Origin of the sequence: Streptomyces albidochromogenes (assembly GCF_005981925.1) — a bacterium.
GTDB classification, from domain to species: domain Bacteria; phylum Actinomycetota; class Actinomycetes; order Streptomycetales; family Streptomycetaceae; genus Streptomyces; species Streptomyces albidochromogenes.
Genome location: NZ_VBVX01000140.1, coordinates 1 through 16,750, shown reverse-complemented (window position 1 = coordinate 16,750; position 16,750 = coordinate 1). Strand labels below are relative to the sequence as shown.

The window sequence follows — 16,750 nt, the reverse complement described above, 5'->3', positions numbered from 1 at the left end:
TCACAGGGCGGCTCCCACGGCGGCGTCGAAGCTCTCGCGGGTGCAGACGCTCAGGTAGGCGTCCTTCTCCGGCTTGGCGATCTTCTCGACGATCTCGAAGCCGACGGCCTCGTTCAGGCGGTGCACGGCGGTGTTGCGCACGTCGGGCTCGACGATCACGCGGCGGGTCGCCGGGTCGGCGAACAGCGTCCGCATCACCGCGGTGATCACGGCGCGGGTGAAGCCGTGGACGGGCGTGTCGGTCGGCGCGACCAGGAAGTGCATCCCGACGTCGCCGGGCCGGGCGTCGAACAGGCCGACGAGCTCGACGTGGGCCGGGTCGTAGCGCTCCATGAGGAAGGCGGGCCTGCCCTCGTGCTCACCGATGAAGACGTCGTGGTGCTCGGCGGCGCATATCGCCATGTACTCGCGCTCGACGTCCGTCAGCGACGCGTCCTGCATCAACCAGTACGCGGCCTTGGGGGTGACCCAGCCGTGCACCATCGGTGCGTCGGCGAGGGGGTCGAGGGGGCGGATCGTGAACTGCGGCGTGCTCATATCGCGAACTCCTGGAAAGCGATGGCCTTCTCGACCGGGTAGTACTCGGAGCCCAGCAGCTCACGGATGATGTAGGCGTTGCGGTACGCGCTCATGCCCAGGTCGGGCGAGGTGATGCTGTGGGTGTGGACGGCGGCGTTCTGGAGGAAGATGCCGCGTCCGGTCGTGTCGATGCTGTAGTTGCGGGCCACGTCGAAGCGGCCCTGGCCGTCCCAGCGGATCCGGTCCCGCACGCCCTCCAGGAAAGCGGGCGTCCGGTAGCGGTAGCCGGTGGCGAGGATCAGGCCCTCGGTGATCAGCTCGAAGTCCTTGCCCTGCTCCTCCTGCCGCAGACCGAGGGCGTACGTACCGCTCCCGGCGTCGTGGCTCGCGCTGTTGAGCGAGGAGTTGGTGAGCAGGCGGGTGGCGACGGGGCCCTTGAGGCTCTTCTGGTACAGCAGGTCGAAGATCGCGTCGATCAGCTCGGAGTCGATGCCCTTGAAGAGGTTCTTCTGCTGGGACTCCAGGCGGTAGCGCGTCGCCTCCGGGAGCGCGTGGAAGTAGTCGACGTACTCCGGGGAGGTCATCTCGAGCGTCAGCTTGGTGTACTCCAGCGGGAAGAAGCGCGGGGAGCGGGTGACCCAGTTGAGCCGGTAGCCGTGCACGTCGATCTCGGAGAGGAGGTCGTAGTAGATCTCCGCCGCGCTCTGGCCGCTGCCGACCAGGGTGATGGACTTCTTCGCCTGGAGCGCCTCTTTGCTCTGCACGTACCGCGAGTTGTGGATGAAGTCGCCGCCGAGGTCCTGGCAGGCGTCCGGGATGTACGGCGGGGTGCCGGTGCCCAGGACCACGTGGCGGGCGCGGTAGGTGGTGTCCTGGGTGCGCACGGTGTACAGCTCGGACTCGGCGTCGTACTCGACCGCGGCGACCGTCTGGTTGAAGCGGATGTTGCTCAGCTTGGCGGCGGCCCAGTGGCAGTAGTCGTTGTACTCGGTCCGCAGCGGATAGAAGTTCTCGCGGATGTAGAACGAGTACAGCCGCCCCGACTCCTTCAGGTACTGGAGGAAGGAGTACGGCGAGGTCGGGTCGGCCATCGTGACCAGGTCCGACATGAAGGGCGTCTGGAGGTGTGCGCCGTCCAGGAACATCCCGGCGTGCCACTCGAAGTTCGGCTTCGTCTCCAGGAAGAGACCGTCGAGCTCCTCGATCGGTTCGGTCAGGCAGGCGAGGCCGAGGTTGAACGGACCGAGTCCGATACCGATGAAATCAAGAGGCGCGAGGGGCTCAAGAGGCGTGGACAAGGGACTCTCCCAGGTACTGCTCGGCGTGGCCGGCGATGAGGTCGAGGACGGCCGCGATGTCGGTCAGCGTCGTCTCGGGGTTGAGAAGGGTGAACTTCAGGTAGTGCTTGCCGCCGACCTTGGTCCCGGCCACGACGGCGTCGCCGGAGGCGAACAGCGCCTTGCGGGCGTAGAGGTTGGCGCGGTCGATCACCGCGGGGCTGGTGACGTCGGCGGGGATGTAGCGGAAGACGAGGGTGGAGAGGGAGGGCTGGACGACGACGTCGTAGCGCGGGTCGGCGGCGAGCAGCTGCCAGCCGTCGGCGGCCAGGTCGCAGACCTCGTCGAAGAGCTCGCCGATGCCGTCGGCGCCCATGGTGCGCAGGGTCATCCACAGCTTGAGGGCGTCGAAGCGGCGGGTGGTCTGGAGGGACTTGTCGACCTGGTTGGGGATGCGCTCCTCGACCATCCGGCGCGGGTTGAGGTAGTCGGCGTGGTACGTCGCGTGGCGCAGGGCGGCGCCGTCGCGGACCAGCAGCGCGCTCGAACTCACCGGCTGGAAGAAGGACTTGTGGTAGTCCACGGTGACGGAGTCGGCGTTCTCGATGCCGTCGAGGAGGTGGCGGCGGGTACGGGAGGCCAGCAGGCCGCATCCGTACGCCGCGTCGACGTGCATCCAGGCGCCGTACAGCTCGCAGAGCTCGGCTATCTCGGGCAGCGGGTCGATCGAGCCGAAGTCGGTGGTGCCGGCGGTGGCGACGACGGCCATCGGGACCAGGCCCTCGCTCGTGCAGCGGGCCAGCTCGCGGGCGAGGGCCACGGTCTGCATGCGCTTGTCGCCGTCGCAGGGGATCGCGATGACGGCCTCGGGGGAGAGGCCGAGGAGTTTCGCGGACTTCTGGACGCTGAAGTGGCCGCACTCGGACGCGAAGACGCGGAGCCTGGACAGGTCCCGGGTCTTGGCCTCCTCGCGGGCGAGGAGCAGCGCCTGGAGGTTGGACTGGGAGCCGCCGCTGGTGAAGACGCCGTCGGCGCTGGTCATCGCGTCGGCGCCGATGCCGGTGCCGAAGCCGATGCGGTGCGCGGTCCAGTCGATGAGGCGGCGCTCGATCAATGTGGCGCCCGCGCTCTGGTCCCAGGTGTCCAGGGAGGAGTTCACGGCGGAGAGGACGGCCTCGGCGGCGACGGCCGGGATGACGACCGGGCAGTTGAGGTGCGCGAGGTAACGCGGGTGGTGGAAGTAGACCGCGTCGCGGAGGTAGACCGATTCGAGCTCGTCCAGGGCGGCGGCGGTGTCGCCGAGCGGCCGGTCGAGGTCGATCGCGTCGAAGACCGGGGCGAGCCGCTCCGGTGTGATGCCGGTGAACGGCCGGTCGGTCGCGGCGATTTTGTCCGCCACCCGCTCGACCGCGGCGGTGGCGGTCCGGCGATACCGCTCGGCGGTCGTGTCATTGAGCAGGTGTGAGCGCATGAACTGTCCTCCCGGGTACGGGATTTCAACGTGCCCTCAGGACAGGAGAGGGGGGCGAGGGCGCGATGTGTAAGTAAGGTTAGCCTAACCTTAGTTACGCTCGCAACGACCCCTCGCCCCCCACGGGGCACGGCTGTGGTGATATGGCGCGGCCCGGGGCCTACGCCTCTTCCTCTTCGGCGCGCTCGCGGAGCTGCTCCTCGCTCAGTCCGCGACGCCAGTAGCCCACGAACGTCACGCGCTTGCGGTCGAACTTCCGCTCCTGGACGAGGTGGCGGCGCAGCGCCCGTACGCACGAGGACTCCCCGGCGATCCACGTGTACGGCGTGCCCTCGGGCAACTCGGCCGCGCTCACCGCCTCCAGGGGGGTGGGCGCGTTCTCGTCCCGTACCAGCCACGTGACGTCCGCGTCGGCCGACGTGGTCAGCTCCAGGCGGTCGTCGGCGTGCTGGACCTCGATCCAGACCTTCGCCCTCGTGCCCGCGGGCAGCCACTCCAGGGCGGCAGCCGCGGCCGGCAGCGCCGTCTCGTCCGCCCACATCAGGACCCACTCGGTGTCCTGGGGCGGGCGGAAGCGTACGGCGGTGTTGTCCTCGACGGCGGGGCCCAGGACCACGACGCGGTCGCCCGGTTCCGCCTGCGCCGCCCAGCGGCTCGCGGGCCCGCCGTCGCCGTGCAGGGCGAAGTCGATGTCCACCTCGTCCGCGTCCGCGCCGTCGGCGGCGCGGCGCTGCTCGCGCAGCGTGTACGAGCGCATGACCGCGCGCACGTCGTCGGGCAGCGCGCGGTACGCCCCGAACCAGTCCGGCTCGGTCTGCGGCGGAAGGACCGGCTCCGGCTGTCCGGGGTGCGGCAGGAACAGCGACAGGCTCTGGTCACGGCCGCCGGAGGCGAAGCCGCGCAGTTCCTCGCCCGCGAACGTCACCCGGAGCATGGAGGTGCTGAGCCGCCGTGTCCGCGCGACCGTCAGGCCGAAGAGGCGGAACGGGACGACGGCGGTCTCCTCGGCTGTCTCGGCGCGGGTCATGGTCAGGCGACCTTCTTGGCCTTCTCGATGGCCTCGGCGAGGTCTTCGAGGATCGGCGCGCACTTGTCCCAGGAGTAGATCGGCTCCGTGGTGCGCGGGACGACCTGGCCGGCCTTGACGGCGGGCAGGCGCGTCCAGGTCGGCTTGTCCTTGAGGGCGGAGGGCTGCAGGACGGCGGTCCGGTTGTCCATCATGATGATGTCGGCCTGGTACTTGTCGACGTTCTCCCAGCTGAGGCTCTCGAAGAAGCCGGCCGCGTCGACCTTCGGCTCGACGAACTTCACGCCGAGCTCCTGGAAGTACAGGGTGTCCGCCGACATCTTCGCGAGGGAGACGTAGAAGAGGTCCGGGCTCGCGGAGCCGATCATGACCTTGACCTTCGGGTTGGCCTTGGCGGCCTGGCGCAGGCGCTCGGCAGCCTTCTCGAAGCGGGCCTTCGCATCGGTGATCTTCTTGGCGCCGATGTCGGCGCCCAGGGACTTCGCGAGGTCGGCGTGGCGCTGGATCGCCTTGGGGATGGTGGTCTCCGCTGCCCACAGGGCGACGCTCGGGGCGACCTTGAGGATCTTCCCGGCGGACGCCTCGGGGACGTACCAGAGCTTGTCCTTCTCCCACATGGCCGTGACCAGGAGGTCGGGGTCGAGGCCGACGTAGGCCTCGACGTCGAACTTGTCGTAGGCGTTGCCGAGGATCTCGACCTTGTTGACGTCCAGGTCGCCGGCCTGCACGTCGGGCTTGCCGTCAGCGGTCTTGGTCGGGCCGAACACGCCCTTGACCTCGACGCCGAAGTCGTGCAGCGCGGCGGCGACGCCGGTGAACGCCACGATGTTCTTCGGAGTGGCCGGGCTCTTGACCGTCTTGCCGCGGTCGTCCTTGAAGGACCACGGGTCCGACTTCCCCGCCGCCTTGCCCTCGCTCTTCGCGGCGGTCTCGCCGCAGGCGGTCAGCGCGGCGCCGATGCCGAGGGCGCCGCCGGCGGCCAGCAGGCTGCGGCGGGAAAGGTGGGAAGCTCGGGCGTGAGGCATGACGGTGTCTGCTTTCGTGCGTGCGGGGTCCACCACGGGACAAGTCCGAGGGTAGGTTAGCCTAACCTCATCGGTTGTCCAGGGGGTGGTTCTGCGAGGACGCCCGCAGGGGCGGCGGGTGAACCGCGGGGCGCGCCGAAGTCCCGCGCACGCTCGGGTGGTTGACGCTCATGGGCTGCCAGGAAGCGGTGAGGGAGCATGACGCGGTCCGGCCCCGCGTCGTGCTGTGCGGGGCCGGACCTGGCGGTGCGGGCCGGACGTCAGCCGGTCAGGCCGAGTTCCCGGGCGATCAGCATGCGCTGGACCTCACTGGTGCCCTCGCCGATCTCCAGGATCTTGGAGTCGCGCCACATCCGGGCCACCGGGTACTCGTTCATGAAGCCGTAGCCGCCGTGGATCTGGGTGGCCTCGCGGGCGTTGTCCACCGCGACCGTCGAGGAGTACAGCTTCGCGAGCGCGGCCTCCTTCTTGAACGGCTCGCCCTGCACCAGACGTGACGCCGCGTCGCGCCAGCCGACGCGGGCCATGTGGGCGCGCATCTCCATGTCGGCGATCTTGAACTGGATCGCCTGGTTGGAGCCGATGGGCCGGCCGAAGGTGTGCCGCTCCTTGGCGTACGTCACCGACTCGTCGACGCAGCCCTGGGCCAGGCCGGTCGCGAGCGCCGAGATGGCGATGCGGCCCTCGTCGAGGATGCGCAGGAACTGGGCGTAACCCCGCCCCTCTTCGCCGAGGAGGTTGCCGACCGGGACGCGCACGTCGGAGAAGGACAGCTCGCGGGTGTCCGAGGCGTTCCAGCCGACCTTGGAGTACGGGGCGGCGACCGTGAAGCCCGGAGTGCCGGACGGGACGATGATGGCGGAGATCTCCGGCTTGCCGTCGGGCTTGCGGCCGGTCACGGCGGTGACGGTGACCAGGCCGGTGATGTCCGTGCCGGAGTTGGTGATGAAGCACTTGGAGCCGTTGACGACCCACTCGTCGCCCTCGCGGCGGGCCGTCGTCTTCGTGCCGCCGGCGTCCGAGCCGCAGTCCGGCTCGGTCAGGCCGAACGCGCCGAGCATCTCGCCCGAGCACAGGCGGGGCAGCCACTCGCGCTTCTGCTCCTCGGTGCCGAAGCGGAAGACGGGCATGGCGCCGAGCGAGACGCCCGCTTCGAGGGTGATGGCCACGGAGGAGTCGACGCGGGCGAGCTCTTCGAGGGCGATGCCGAGGGCGAGGTAGTCGCCGCCCATGCCGCCGTACTCCTCGGGGAAGGGCAGTCCGAACAGGCCCATGCGGCCCATCTCGCGGACGATCTCGTACGGGAACTCGTGGCGCTCGTAGAAGTCGCCGATCTTCGGGGCGACGACGTCGTGCGCGAACTCTTCGACCGTGCGGCGGAGTTCTTCGTGCTCGGGGGTGAGGCGGTGGTCGAGGGACATGGCTACGACTCCTTGTGGGACAGGGCACGCACGGTGCGGGAGGGGCTGGGGCGGCCCAGCCGTTCGGCCATCCACACGCTGGTGGCGGTGAGCCGGCCGAGGTCGACCCCGGTTTCGATGCCGAGGCCGTGGAGCATCCACACGAGGTCTTCGGTGGCGAGGTTCCCGGTGGCGCTCTTCGCGTACGGGCAGCCGCCGAGGCCGCCCGCCGAGGCGTCCACGGTGGTGACGCCGTGCTGGAGCGCGGCGAGGGTGTTGGCGAGGGCCTGGCCGTACGTGTCGTGGAAGTGCACGCCGACGGCGGAGGTCGGGACCCCGGCCTCGTTCAGGGCGGTGAGCAGGGCCAGGACGTGCCCCGGGGTGGCCACGCCGATGGTGTCGCCCAGGCTCAGCTCGTCGCAGCCGAGGTCGAGCAGCGCCTTCGCGACCCCGACCACCTGGCCGACCGGGACCGCCCCCTCCCACGGGTCGCCGAAGCACATCGAGAGGTAGCCGCGCACATGGACCTCGTCCTGACGCGCGCGGGCGACGACCGGTTCGAACATGGCGAGCGACTCGTCGACGGTCCGGTTGAGGTTGCGGCGGGCGAACGTCTCCGTCGCACTCCCGAACACGGCGATCCGGCGCACGCCCAGGGCGAGAGCGCGGTCGAGGCCGCGCGCGTTCGGCACGAGGACGGGCAGTTCGGCGCGCACGTCGTGCAGCAGGGGGAACAGCGCCTCGGCGTCCGCCAGCTGGGGCACCCACTCGGGGTGCACGAAGCTGGTCGCCTCGACGGTGGTGAGCCCGGCGTCGGCGAGGCGGTGGACGAACTCGGCCTTCACCTCGGTCGGTACGACGGCCTTCTCGTTCTGGAGGCCGTCGCGGGCGCCGACCTCGTGGATCCGTACGCGCGTCGGCAGGCCCGTCGCCGGGACCCGCATGGGCAGCCCTTCGGGCAGACCGGTCATGACTCCTCCTGCGGGGTGACCACGGCCAGGACCTGGTCCATGGCGACGGTGGAGCCGGGCGTCACGTCGAGCTCGGTGACCGTGCCGGCGTGCGGGGCGGAGATGACGTGCTCCATCTTCATCGCCTCGACGACCAGCAGGCTCTGCCCGGCGTCGACGTGGTCCCCGACGGCCACCTTGACGACGGTGACGGTGCCGGGCATCGGCGCGGCGAGGGTGTCGGCGCCGGAGCGCCCGGCGCCGGTGAGACCGGCCTCGACGGGGTCGTGGTCCTGGACGTGCCAGGCGTCCCCGTCCCGGCTCAGCCAGGTGCCCTCCGGGCCGGTGGCGTGCCGGAAGGTATGGGTGACCCCGGCCAGTTCGACGGTGACGGTGGCCGCGTCGGCGCTGACGACACGGGCACGGACGGGCAGCCGTTCGGCTCCGCCCGCCGACGGCGACGCGAGCGGCGTCTCCAGCGGGGGCAGCTTCCCGGGCGCCCGGGGCGGCAGCTCCGCCGCGCCCGCGCCGCCCGGTGCGGCCGGCTCCAGGGGTACGGCGGCGGCCAGGTCCGGCTCCGCGGGCGCCGCTTCGGGGAGCAGGAGATCCTGGCCCGGACCCGAGGCGCGCAGCCGGATCTCCACCGGGTCGTGGCCCGGCACCCGGGCGTGGTGGACCGTCCAGGCGGGGGTGCCGCCAAGACGCCATCCGGTGGGCACGGAGAACGGGTCGGTCCATCGCGCGGAGCCGCCGGTGCCCGTCGTCGCCCCGGCCCGCAGCAGCGCCGCCGCCGCGTACACCTCCGGCGGGATCCCCTCCGGGACCAGGCTGTCCGCGTCGCGCTCGACCAGGCCCGTGTCCAGCGCGCCCGAGACCACGTCCGGGTGGGCCAGCAGACGGCGCAGGAAGCCCGCGTTCGTCGGCACGCCCAGGGTGACCGTGTCCGCGAGGGCGCCGCGCAGGCGGCGCAGCGCGGTGGCGCGGTCCGGGGCGTACGCGATGACCTTGGACAGCATCGGGTCGTACAGGCTGCCCACCTCCGTGCCCTCGGTGAGGCCCGAGTCGGTGCGCACGCCGTCGCCCTGCGGCTCGTGGAGGGCGAGGATCGTGCCGCCCGAGGGGAGGAAGCCGCGCGAGGGGTCCTCCGCGCAGATACGGGCCTCCACCGCGTGCCCCGTGAGCGTGACGTCCTTCTGCGTGAACGGCAGTTCCTCACCGGCTGCCACCCGCAGCTGCCACTCCACCAGGTCGAGGCCGGTGATCAGCTCCGTCACCGGGTGCTCCACCTGGAGGCGGGTGTTCATCTCCATGAAGTAGTACGACGACGGGTCGTTGCCCGGGACGATGAACTCCACCGTGCCCGCGCCCCGGTAGCCGCAGGAGCGGGCCGCCTGGACCGCCGCCTCGCCCATCGCGGCGCGCGTCGCCTCGTCGAGGAGGACCGACGGGGCCTCCTCGATGATCTTCTGGTGCCGGCGCTGGAGCGAGCACTCGCGCTCGCCCAGGTGCACCACGTTGCCGTGGGCGTCGGCCAGGACCTGGATCTCGATGTGCCGGGGGCGGTCGATCCACCGTTCCACCAGCAGCGTGTCGTCGCCGAACGACGCCCGCGCCTCGCGCCGCGCCGCCGCGATCTCGTCGGCCAGCGCCGACTCCACCCGCGTCAGCCGCATGCCCTTGCCGCCGCCGCCGGCCGACGGCTTCAGGAGGACCGGCATGCCGATCTCCCGGGCCGCGGCGGCCAGTTCGTCGTCCGTCAGGCCGCTGCCGGACGAGCCGGGCACCACCGGCACGCCCGCCGCCCGTACCGTCTCCTTCGCCCGGATCTTGTCGCCCATCAGCGCGATCGCCGAGGCGGGCGGGCCGATGAAGGCGAGGCCCGCGTCCGCGCACGCCCGCGCGAACGCGGCGTTCTCGGCGAGGAAGCCGTATCCCGGGTGGACGGCCTGCGCGCCGGTGCGGGCGGCGGCCTCCAGCAGGCGGTCCGTGCGGAGGTAGCTCGCCGACGCCGCCGCCGGGCCGATGCGCACCGCCGTGTCCGCCTCCCGGACATGACGGGCGTCCGCGTCCGCGTCGCTGAACACGGCCACCGAGCGCACGCCCAGCTCCCGCAGCGTGCGGATGACACGGACCGCGATCTCGCCGCGGTTGGCGACCAGTACTGTGTCGAACATCGTCATCTGTCTCTCACATCCGGAAGACGCCGAAGGCGGGCTCGGTCAGGGGCGCGTTGGCGCAGGCCGTCAGGGCCAGGCCCACGACCTGCCGGGTCTCCAGCGGGTCGATCACGCCGTCGTCCCACAGCCGGGCCGTCGCGTAGTAGGCGTTGCCCTGGGCGTCGTACTGCTCGCGGATCGGCGTCTTGAACGCCTCCTCCTCGGCGGCGGGCCACTCCTCGCCCCGCGCCTCCAGCTGGTCCCGCTTGACGGTCGCCAGGACCGACGCCGCCTGCTCGCCGCCCATCACGGAGATCTTCGCGTTGGGCCACATCCACAGGAAGCGCGGCGAGTACGCCCGGCCGCACATCGAGTAGTTGCCCGCGCCGTACGACCCGCCGACGACGACCGTCAGCTTCGGCACGCGCGTGCACGCCACGGCCGTCACCATCTTGGCGCCGTGCTTGGCGATCCCGCCCGCCTCGTAGTCCCTGCCGACCATGAAGCCCGAGATGTTCTGGAGGAAGAGCAGGGGGATGCCGCGCTGATCGCACAGCTCGATGAAGTGCGCGCCCTTCTGGGCCGATTCGGAGAACAGGATGCCGTTGTTGGCGACGATGCCGACCGGGTGCCCGTGGATCCGCGCGAAGCCGGTGACCAGCGTCTGGCCGAACTCCGCCTTGAACTCCTGGAAGCGCGAGCCGTCGACCGTGCGCGCGATGACCTCACGCACGTCGTAGGGCGTACGGGAGTCGACCGGCACCGCGCCGTACAGGCCGGCCGGGTCCACCTTCGGCTCCTCGACCGGCTCCACCGACCACGGCAGCGGGCCGCGCTCCGGGAGCGTGGCGACGATGTTGCGGACGATGCGCAGGGCGTGGGAGTCGTCCTCCGCCAGATGGTCCGTCACGCCCGAGGTGCGGGAGTGCACCTCGCCGCCGCCGAGCTCCTCCGCCGTGACGACCTCGCCGGTCGCGGCCTTCACCAGCGGCGGACCGCCCAGGAAGATCGTGCCCTGGTTCCGCACGATGACGGCCTCGTCGCTCATCGCGGGTACGTACGCCCCGCCGGCCGTGCAGGAGCCGAGCACCGCCGCGATCTGCGGGATGCCCGCGCCCGACATGCGGGCCTGGTTGTAGAAGATCCGTCCGAAGTGCTCGCGGTCGGGGAAGACCTCGTCCTGCATGGGCAGGAAGGCGCCGCCGGAGTCCACCAGGTACAGGCAGGGCAGCCGGTTCTCCAGCGCCACCTCCTGGGCGCGCAGGTGCTTCTTGACGGTCATCGGGTAGTACGTGCCGCCCTTGACGGTGGCGTCGTTGGCGACGATCACCACCTCGCGGCCGCTCACCCGCCCGATGCCGGCGATCACACCCGCCGCCGGGGCCGCGCCGCCGTACATCCCCTCGGCCGCCAGCGGGGCGAGCTCCAGGAACGGCGATCCGGGGTCCAGAAGGGTGTCCACGCGGTCGCGGGGAAGGAGCTTGCCACGCGCGGTGTGCCGGGCGCGCGCCTTCTCGCCGCCGCCGAGCCGCGCCGCGGCCAGCCGCCCGCGCAGCCCCTCCACGAGCTCCAGGTGGGCCGCCTCGTTGGCCCGCCATGCCTCGGCCGCCGGATCGGCGGTGCTGGTCAGCACCGGTGCCTGCCGCATCTCCTGAGCCCCCTTGCCCGGTCGATGTGATGTTAATGAGCGTTAACGCGCTCCCAAGGTTAACGAGCGCTAACCGCCCTGTCCAGGGCTGTGGATTCGTCCTTCGGTATGACGACTCCAAGATCCGGACGTGTCAGGATCCGACCCGACCACACGGGGGACAGGGCTTGTGACGACACTGCGAGAGACGGCCGTACGAGGCGCGGAAGCAAGGGGGGCGGAGGGAGCGGCGGGGGACCCGGCGGTACCGCCGCGGCCCCGCTCGCGCGTCCTGGAGGTCGACGCGCTGCGCGGTTTCGCCCTGCTCGGCATCCTGCTCGTCAACACCCTGACCATGGCCGGCACCCAGGGCGTGCTGGGCGGCCGCCCCTCGGCCGCCGTCGACGGCGTGGCGCTGTGGCTGGTCGACTTCCTCGCCCAGAGCAAGTTCTACCTGCTCTTCTCGTTCCTCTTCGGCTACAGCTTCACCCTCCAGGCGGCCTCCGCCGAGCGGGCCGGCGCCCGCCTCGGGCCGTTGACGATGCGACGGCTGCTGGGGCTCTTCGCACTCGGAGCCCTGCACGCCGTGTTCCTGTACGTCGGCGACATCCTGACGACGTACGCCCTGCTCGGCCTGATCCTCTTCGCCGCCCGCCGGGCCACCCCCGAAGGGGCGTTGCGCGCCGCGCTGTGGGTGTGGGGCTCGTTCGGCTCCCTCCTGCTGCTGCTCGGCGCGCTCGGGACCCTGGCCGGTCCCGACGACGAGGCCGCCAAGGCCGCCGCGGCCCGCGAGGCCGCCGAGCTCACCGCGGCGTACCGGGGCGGCTTCGGCGACGTCGTGGGCGCGAACGTGGGGCAGCTGCCGCTCGCCGTCGTCGCCCTGGCCGTCATGAGCGGCTTCGTCGTCGCCGCCTTCCTGCTGGGACTCTCGGCCGGGAAGCGGCAGTGGCTCACCCGGGCGGGCGGGGCGAGCCTGCGCCGCGTCCTGGTGATGGGCCTCTGCGTCGGCCTGCCCGCCGCCGCCTTCTCTGCCTCCGGCGCCGCGGGCCCGCTGCCTGCCCGCTGGGAGCTGCTCGCCGCGATGAGCGGCGTGGTCACGGCTCCGGCGCTCAGCGCCGCGTACGTCGCCGGCCTGCTGCTCTGGTTCGGTACGCCGAGCGGGGCGCGGGTGGCCGGGCTCCTCGCTCCCGCCGGGCGCATGGCGCTGACCAACTACCTCACCCAGTCGCTGGTCATGGCACTGATCTTCACCGGGTACGGTCTTGGCCTGTACGGCCGGACCGGCATCGCCGTCCCCCTCGCCGTCGCGCTCCTCCTGTACGCCGCGCAGCTCGCCCTCAGCGCCCGGCTCGTGCGGCGTTACCGGCTCGGCCCGGTGGAATGGGCGCTGCGCGCCTTCACCCACCTCCGGGTGCGTCCCCGTGAGGTTAACGACCGCTAACCGGCCGGTCTAGAATGGCCTCATGAGCACCAACGCCGCCGCCCGCGTCGCGGCCCCGACCCGCCGCGAGCAGATCCTCAAGGAGGCCGCCCGCCTCTTCGCCGAGCGGGGCTTCCACGGCGTGGGCGTCGACGAGATAGGCGCCGCGGTCGGCATCAGCGGCCCCGGCCTCTACCGCCACTTCCCCGGCAAGGACGCGATGCTCGCCGAACTGCTCGTCGGCATCAGCGAACGGCTGCTGGACGGCGGCAGGCGGCGGGCCGCCGCCGAGTCGGCCGGCAGCCCGCAGGCCGTCCTCGGCTCGCTCATCGACGGCCACATCGACTTCGCGCTCGACGACCGCCCGCTGATCACCCTGCACGACCGCGAGCTGGACCGGCTCAGGGAGAGCGACCGCAAGCGCGTGCGGCAGCTCCAGCGCCAGTACGTCGAACTGTGGGTGACCGTCGTGCGGGAGCTGAACCCGGGCGTACCGGAGGCGGAGGCGCGCTCCGCCGTGCACGCGGTGTTCGGGCTGCTCAACTCCACGCCGCACCTCGGCTCGTACGGCAACGGGCTGCCCGGGCGGGCCGCCATGGAAGGGCTCCTGCGGCGGCTGGCCCACGGGGCGTTCGGGGCGCTCGCGCCGCGCGGCGCGGCCTGACGCCGGCCGCCGCGCCCGGCGGAGGCTTCACCGGACGAAGGACGCGGACGGACGGCACAATGGGGGGCATGCCGATACCCAGCCGCGCCGCCCTGGTCGACCACCTCGCCCGCACCCGCATCGCGGGTGACGTCGCCACCCCCCGCGACAACAACCTCTCCCACTACCGGAAGCTCGCGAACGGCGACCGCCACTACTGGCTCGGCCTCGAACTCGGCGACCGCTGGACCGACGAGCAGGACGTCCTCGCCGTCATGGCGGAGCGCTGCGGCGTCAATGACGACCCCGAGCACCGCATGGGCCAGGACACCATCGACCCCGAGCTGACCGTCGACGCGCTGGAGCGGATGGCGGCGCGGCTGCGCAAGGCCGCCGCGGGCAAGGAGCGGGTGCTGTTCGCGACCGGACACCCGGGCGGACTGCTCGACGTGCACCGGCAGACGGCGGACGCGCTGCGCCGCGCGGGGTGCGAGATCGTACGGATCCCGGGCGGGCTCACGGCCGACGAGGGCATGGTGTTCCAGTTCGCGGACGTCGCGATGCTGGAGCGCGGCGCGACCCTGTGGCACACGCACTCGCCCGAGCCGATGGCGGCGATCCTCGACGGACTGGAGCGCGAGGGGCGGCCGCTGCCCGACCTGGTCGTGGCCGACCACGGCTGGGCGGGATGCGCGGGCCAGCGCGGACTCGACTCGATCGGTTACGCCGACTGCAACGACCCGGCGCTGTTCATCGGCGAGGCCGAGGGCACGCTCCAGGTCACCGTCCCGCTCGACGACCACGTCACCGACCCGCGCTTCTACGACCCGATGACGGCGTACCTGCTGGACGCGGCGGGCCTGTCGGAAGGCCCGTGACGCACCCGGCCGGCACCCGCGCGGGGCTCGGCGGGGTCAGCGCGGGACGCGGACCACGCCCTCCTGGATGACGGAGATGGCCAGCCGGCCGTCCTGGGTGTAGATCCTGGCCTGGCCCAGGCCCCGGCCGCCCGACGCGGACGGCGACTCCTGGTCGTACAGCAGCCATTCGTCCGCCCGGAACGGCCGGTGGAACCACATCGCGTGGTCCAGGGACGCGCCGACCACGTCGCCGGTCGCCCAGCCGCCGCGCCCGTGGGCCAGCAGCACCGAGTCGAGCAGTGTCATGTCGGAGACGTACGTGGCGAGGCAGACGTGCAGCAGCGGCTCGTCGATGGCGCCGTCGAGCTTGCCGTTCGTACGGAACCAGACCTGGGAGCGCGGCTCGCGCGGTTCACCGACGCTGCCGTACGGCGGGGCGTCGACGTAGCGCAGGTCGACCGCCGCGCGCGCTTCGAGCATGCGGTCGACGACCCCGGAGTCCAGGAAGTCGTACTTCGGCAGCATCTGGGCGGCTGTCGGAAGGGTTTCGGGGTCCGGCGCGGGCGGCATGGGCGCCTGGTGCTCCAGGCCCTCCTCGTACGTCTGGAACGACGCGGAGAGGTGGAAGATCGGCTGCCCGTGCTGGACGGCGACGACGCGCCGGGTGGTGAAGGAGCGGCCGTCGCGGATGCGGTCGACCGTGTAGACGATCGGCGCGTCCGGGTCGCCGAGGCGCAGGAAGTACGCGTGCAGCGAGTGCGGCAGGCGGTCGCCGGGGACGGTGCGGCCGGCGGCCACCAGGGCCTGGGCCGCGACCTGGCCGCCGAAGACGCGGGGGACGATCGCCGAGCGGCTCACGCCTCGGAAGATGTCCTCCTCGATCTGCTCCAGGTCGAGCAGATCGAGGAGGGCTTCGAGTGCCTTGTTCATGCGGGCAGTTCTACCGTGCGGTCCGGCAGGGCGGTCTTAGAGGCCCATGTCCTTCGCGATGATCATCTTCATGACCTCGCTGGTGCCGCCGTAGATGCGGTTCACGCGGTTGTCCGCGTACAGGCGGGCGATCGGGTACTCGTTCATGAACCCGTAACCGCCGTGCAGCTGGAGGCACTTGTCGATGACGCGGTGCGCGACCTCGGTGGCGAACAGCTTCGCGGACGCGGCCTCGGCCGGGGTCAGCTCGCCCGCGTCCAGGGCCTCAAGGGCGCGGTCGACGACGGCCTCGGCGGCGTCCACCTCGGCCTGGCAGGCGGCCAGTTCGAACTTGGTGTTCTGGAAGGACGCGACCGGCTTGCCGAAGACGGTGCGCTCCTGGACGTACTGCTGGGCGAACCGGATGGCGGCCTTGGCCTGGGCGTACGCGCCGAAGGCGATGCCCCAGCGCTCGGAGGCCAGGTTCTTGCCGAGGTAGCCGAAGCCCTTGTTCTCCTCGCCGAGCAGGTCCTCGACGGGCACCTTCACGTCGACGAACGCCAGCTCGGCGGTGTCGGACGTCTTCAGGCCGAGCTTGTCCAGCTTGCGGCCCACCGAGTAGCCCTCGGACTTGGTGTCCACGGCGAACAGCGAGATGCCGAAGCGGCGGTCCTCGGCGCTCGGGGCGGAGGTACGGGCGCACACGATGACGCGGTCGGCGTGCACACCGCCGGTGATGAAGGTCTTGGCGCCGTTGAGGACGTAGTGCGTGCCGTCCTCGGAGAGCTTGGCGGTGGTCTTCATGCCCGCGACGTCGGAGCCGGTGCCCGGCTCGGTCATCGCCAGCGCCCACATCTCCTCGCCGGAGACGAACTTCGGCAGGAAACGCTGCTTCTGCTCGTCGGTGGCGAGCATCTCGATGTAGGGCAGGCCGAGCAGCACGTGCACGCCGGAGCCGCCGAAGTTGACGCCCGCGCGCGAGGTCTCCTCGTACATCACGGCCTCGTACTTGTGCGACTCGATGCCGGCGCCGCCGTACTCCTCCGGGACGCGGATGCCGAAGACGCCCAGCTCGCCGAGCTTGTAGTAGAAGTCGCGCGGCGCCTGGCCGGCGGCGAACCACTCGTCGTAGACGGGGACGACCTCGGCCTCGATGAAGGCCCGGATGGTCTTCCGGAAGGCCTCGTGGTCCTCGTTGAAAACGCTGCGGCGCACGGGACGCCCCCTTCTTGCTCCATTGGCGATGTTGGTCTAAGCGCTTGCTCAGGCGAAGTTACCGGTGGGTTCGCGTCGCTGTCCAGATCTGTGGCGCCCAGGTTGCCCAGATCACGTCCGCTCACGGCGCCCGGTCGTCCAGGAGTTTCGCGGTGCAGCGCACACCGCGCTTGTCGAGCGATACGTCCACAAATCGGTCGGTCATCTCCTCATGGTCCCCACAGGGTCAAGGGCGCACCCCGCTCCATCCG

Annotated in this window: 14 protein-coding genes and 1 pseudogene; 3 read left to right on the top strand and 12 right to left on the bottom strand. The window is 71.5% G+C overall.

The window, feature by feature from the left end:
* The 9 genes from E2E34_RS19015 to E2E34_RS18975 all read right to left on the bottom strand — a co-directional run bounded on the left by E2E34_RS19015 (position 1) and on the right by E2E34_RS18975 (position 11,473).
* Positions 1-537, bottom strand: coding sequence for a GNAT family N-acetyltransferase (locus E2E34_RS19015; RefSeq protein ID WP_138903123.1), 537 nt, complete (start codon positions 535-537; stop codon positions 1-3).
* Positions 534-1,817 carry a lysine N(6)-hydroxylase/L-ornithine N(5)-oxygenase family protein gene (locus tag E2E34_RS19010; RefSeq protein ID WP_138903122.1) on the bottom strand — a complete coding sequence of 428 codons (1,284 nt, stop codon included), beginning with the start codon at positions 1,815-1,817 and terminating at the stop codon, positions 534-536. Before E2E34_RS19010 ends, E2E34_RS19015 begins: the two co-directional genes overlap by 4 nt.
* Complete coding sequence (locus E2E34_RS19005; protein WP_138903121.1) at positions 1,801-3,267, bottom strand: pyridoxal phosphate-dependent decarboxylase family protein; 1,467 nt, start codon at positions 3,265-3,267, stop codon at positions 1,801-1,803. The genes E2E34_RS19010 and E2E34_RS19005 overlap by 17 nt, the downstream gene beginning before the upstream one ends.
* A 160-nt stretch (positions 3,268-3,427) precedes the next feature.
* A complete protein-coding gene (locus tag E2E34_RS19000) occupies positions 3,428-4,294 on the bottom strand; it encodes a siderophore-interacting protein (protein ID WP_138903120.1) in 867 nt (288 codons plus the stop codon).
* A gap of 2 nt (positions 4,295-4,296) precedes the next feature.
* Positions 4,297-5,319: an ABC transporter substrate-binding protein gene (locus E2E34_RS18995; RefSeq protein ID WP_138903119.1), complete on the bottom strand. Its 1,023-nt coding sequence runs from the start codon at positions 5,317-5,319 to the stop codon at positions 4,297-4,299.
* Positions 5,320-5,579: 260 nt separating this feature from the next.
* On the bottom strand, positions 5,580-6,740 hold the full coding sequence (locus E2E34_RS18990; RefSeq protein ID WP_138903118.1) for an acyl-CoA dehydrogenase family protein: 1,161 nt from the start codon (positions 6,738-6,740) through the stop codon (positions 5,580-5,582).
* Between the two features lie 2 nt (positions 6,741-6,742).
* The gene (locus E2E34_RS18985; RefSeq protein ID WP_138903117.1) at positions 6,743-7,690 is read right to left on the bottom strand and encodes a hydroxymethylglutaryl-CoA lyase; all 948 of its coding nucleotides are present in this window, start codon (positions 7,688-7,690) and stop codon (positions 6,743-6,745) included.
* Entirely contained in the window at positions 7,687-9,843 is a 2,157-nt protein-coding gene (locus tag E2E34_RS18980) for an acetyl-CoA carboxylase biotin carboxylase subunit (RefSeq protein WP_138903116.1), read from the bottom strand. The genes E2E34_RS18985 and E2E34_RS18980 overlap by 4 nt, the downstream gene beginning before the upstream one ends.
* Before the next feature lie 13 nt (positions 9,844-9,856).
* Positions 9,857-11,473, bottom strand: coding sequence for a carboxyl transferase domain-containing protein (locus E2E34_RS18975; protein ID WP_138903115.1), 1,617 nt, complete (start codon positions 11,471-11,473; stop codon positions 9,857-9,859).
* A gap of 169 nt (positions 11,474-11,642) precedes the next feature.
* On the opposite strand from E2E34_RS18975, the gene E2E34_RS18970 reads away from it, so the two are divergent.
* The 3 genes from E2E34_RS18970 (at position 11,643) to E2E34_RS18960 (ending at position 14,393) form a co-directional block, all read left to right on the top strand.
* Positions 11,643-12,893: a DUF418 domain-containing protein gene (locus tag E2E34_RS18970; RefSeq protein ID WP_244315867.1), complete on the top strand. Its 1,251-nt coding sequence runs from the start codon at positions 11,643-11,645 to the stop codon at positions 12,891-12,893.
* 22 nt (positions 12,894-12,915) lie between these two features.
* Complete coding sequence (locus E2E34_RS18965) at positions 12,916-13,536, top strand: SACE_7040 family transcriptional regulator (RefSeq protein ID WP_138903114.1); 621 nt, start codon at positions 12,916-12,918, stop codon at positions 13,534-13,536.
* Positions 13,537-13,604: 68 nt separating this feature from the next.
* Complete coding sequence (locus E2E34_RS18960; RefSeq protein ID WP_138903113.1) at positions 13,605-14,393, top strand: phosphatase; 789 nt, start codon at positions 13,605-13,607, stop codon at positions 14,391-14,393.
* A gap of 36 nt (positions 14,394-14,429) precedes the next feature.
* On the opposite strand, the gene E2E34_RS18955 is transcribed toward E2E34_RS18960, so the two are convergent.
* From E2E34_RS18955 to E2E34_RS36555, 3 genes and pseudogenes are all read right to left on the bottom strand, one after another.
* Positions 14,430-15,305 carry an acyl-CoA thioesterase gene (locus E2E34_RS18955; RefSeq protein WP_138903112.1) on the bottom strand — a complete coding sequence of 292 codons (876 nt, stop codon included), beginning with the start codon at positions 15,303-15,305 and terminating at the stop codon, positions 14,430-14,432.
* Positions 15,306-15,341: 36 nt separating this feature from the next.
* Entirely contained in the window at positions 15,342-16,499 is a 1,158-nt protein-coding gene (locus E2E34_RS18950) for an acyl-CoA dehydrogenase family protein (RefSeq protein ID WP_138903111.1), read from the bottom strand.
* Between the two features lie 124 nt (positions 16,500-16,623).
* Positions 16,624-16,704: pseudogene (locus E2E34_RS36555) on the bottom strand (DUF3830 family protein); the annotation flags it as partial.
* Positions 16,705-16,750 lie beyond the last annotated feature (46 nt).

What these genes read in the sequence shown, in the direction of transcription:
- E2E34_RS19015 (WP_138903123.1), bottom strand. Translation starts at nt 537, where the DNA reads ATGAGCACGCCGCAGTTCACGATCCGCCCCCTCGACCCCCTCGCCGAC.
- E2E34_RS19005 (WP_138903121.1), bottom strand. Translation starts at nt 3,267, where the DNA reads ATGCGCTCACACCTGCTCAATGACACGACCGCCGAGCGGTATCGCCGG.
- E2E34_RS19000 (WP_138903120.1), bottom strand. Translation starts at nt 4,294, where the DNA reads ATGACCCGCGCCGAGACAGCCGAGGAGACCGCCGTCGTCCCGTTCCGC.
- E2E34_RS18995 (WP_138903119.1), bottom strand. Translation starts at nt 5,319, where the DNA reads ATGCCTCACGCCCGAGCTTCCCACCTTTCCCGCCGCAGCCTGCTGGCC.
- E2E34_RS18990 (WP_138903118.1), bottom strand. Translation starts at nt 6,740, where the DNA reads ATGTCCCTCGACCACCGCCTCACCCCCGAGCACGAAGAACTCCGCCGC.
- E2E34_RS18985 (WP_138903117.1), bottom strand. Translation starts at nt 7,690, where the DNA reads ATGACCGGTCTGCCCGAAGGGCTGCCCATGCGGGTCCCGGCGACGGGC.
- E2E34_RS18980 (WP_138903116.1), bottom strand. Translation starts at nt 9,843, where the DNA reads ATGTTCGACACAGTACTGGTCGCCAACCGCGGCGAGATCGCGGTCCGT.
- E2E34_RS18975 (WP_138903115.1), bottom strand. Translation starts at nt 11,473, where the DNA reads ATGCGGCAGGCACCGGTGCTGACCAGCACCGCCGATCCGGCGGCCGAG.
- E2E34_RS18965 (WP_138903114.1), top strand. Translation starts at nt 12,916, where the DNA reads ATGAGCACCAACGCCGCCGCCCGCGTCGCGGCCCCGACCCGCCGCGAG.
- E2E34_RS18960 (WP_138903113.1), top strand. Translation starts at nt 13,605, where the DNA reads ATGCCGATACCCAGCCGCGCCGCCCTGGTCGACCACCTCGCCCGCACC.
- E2E34_RS18955 (WP_138903112.1), bottom strand. Translation starts at nt 15,305, where the DNA reads ATGAACAAGGCACTCGAAGCCCTCCTCGATCTGCTCGACCTGGAGCAG.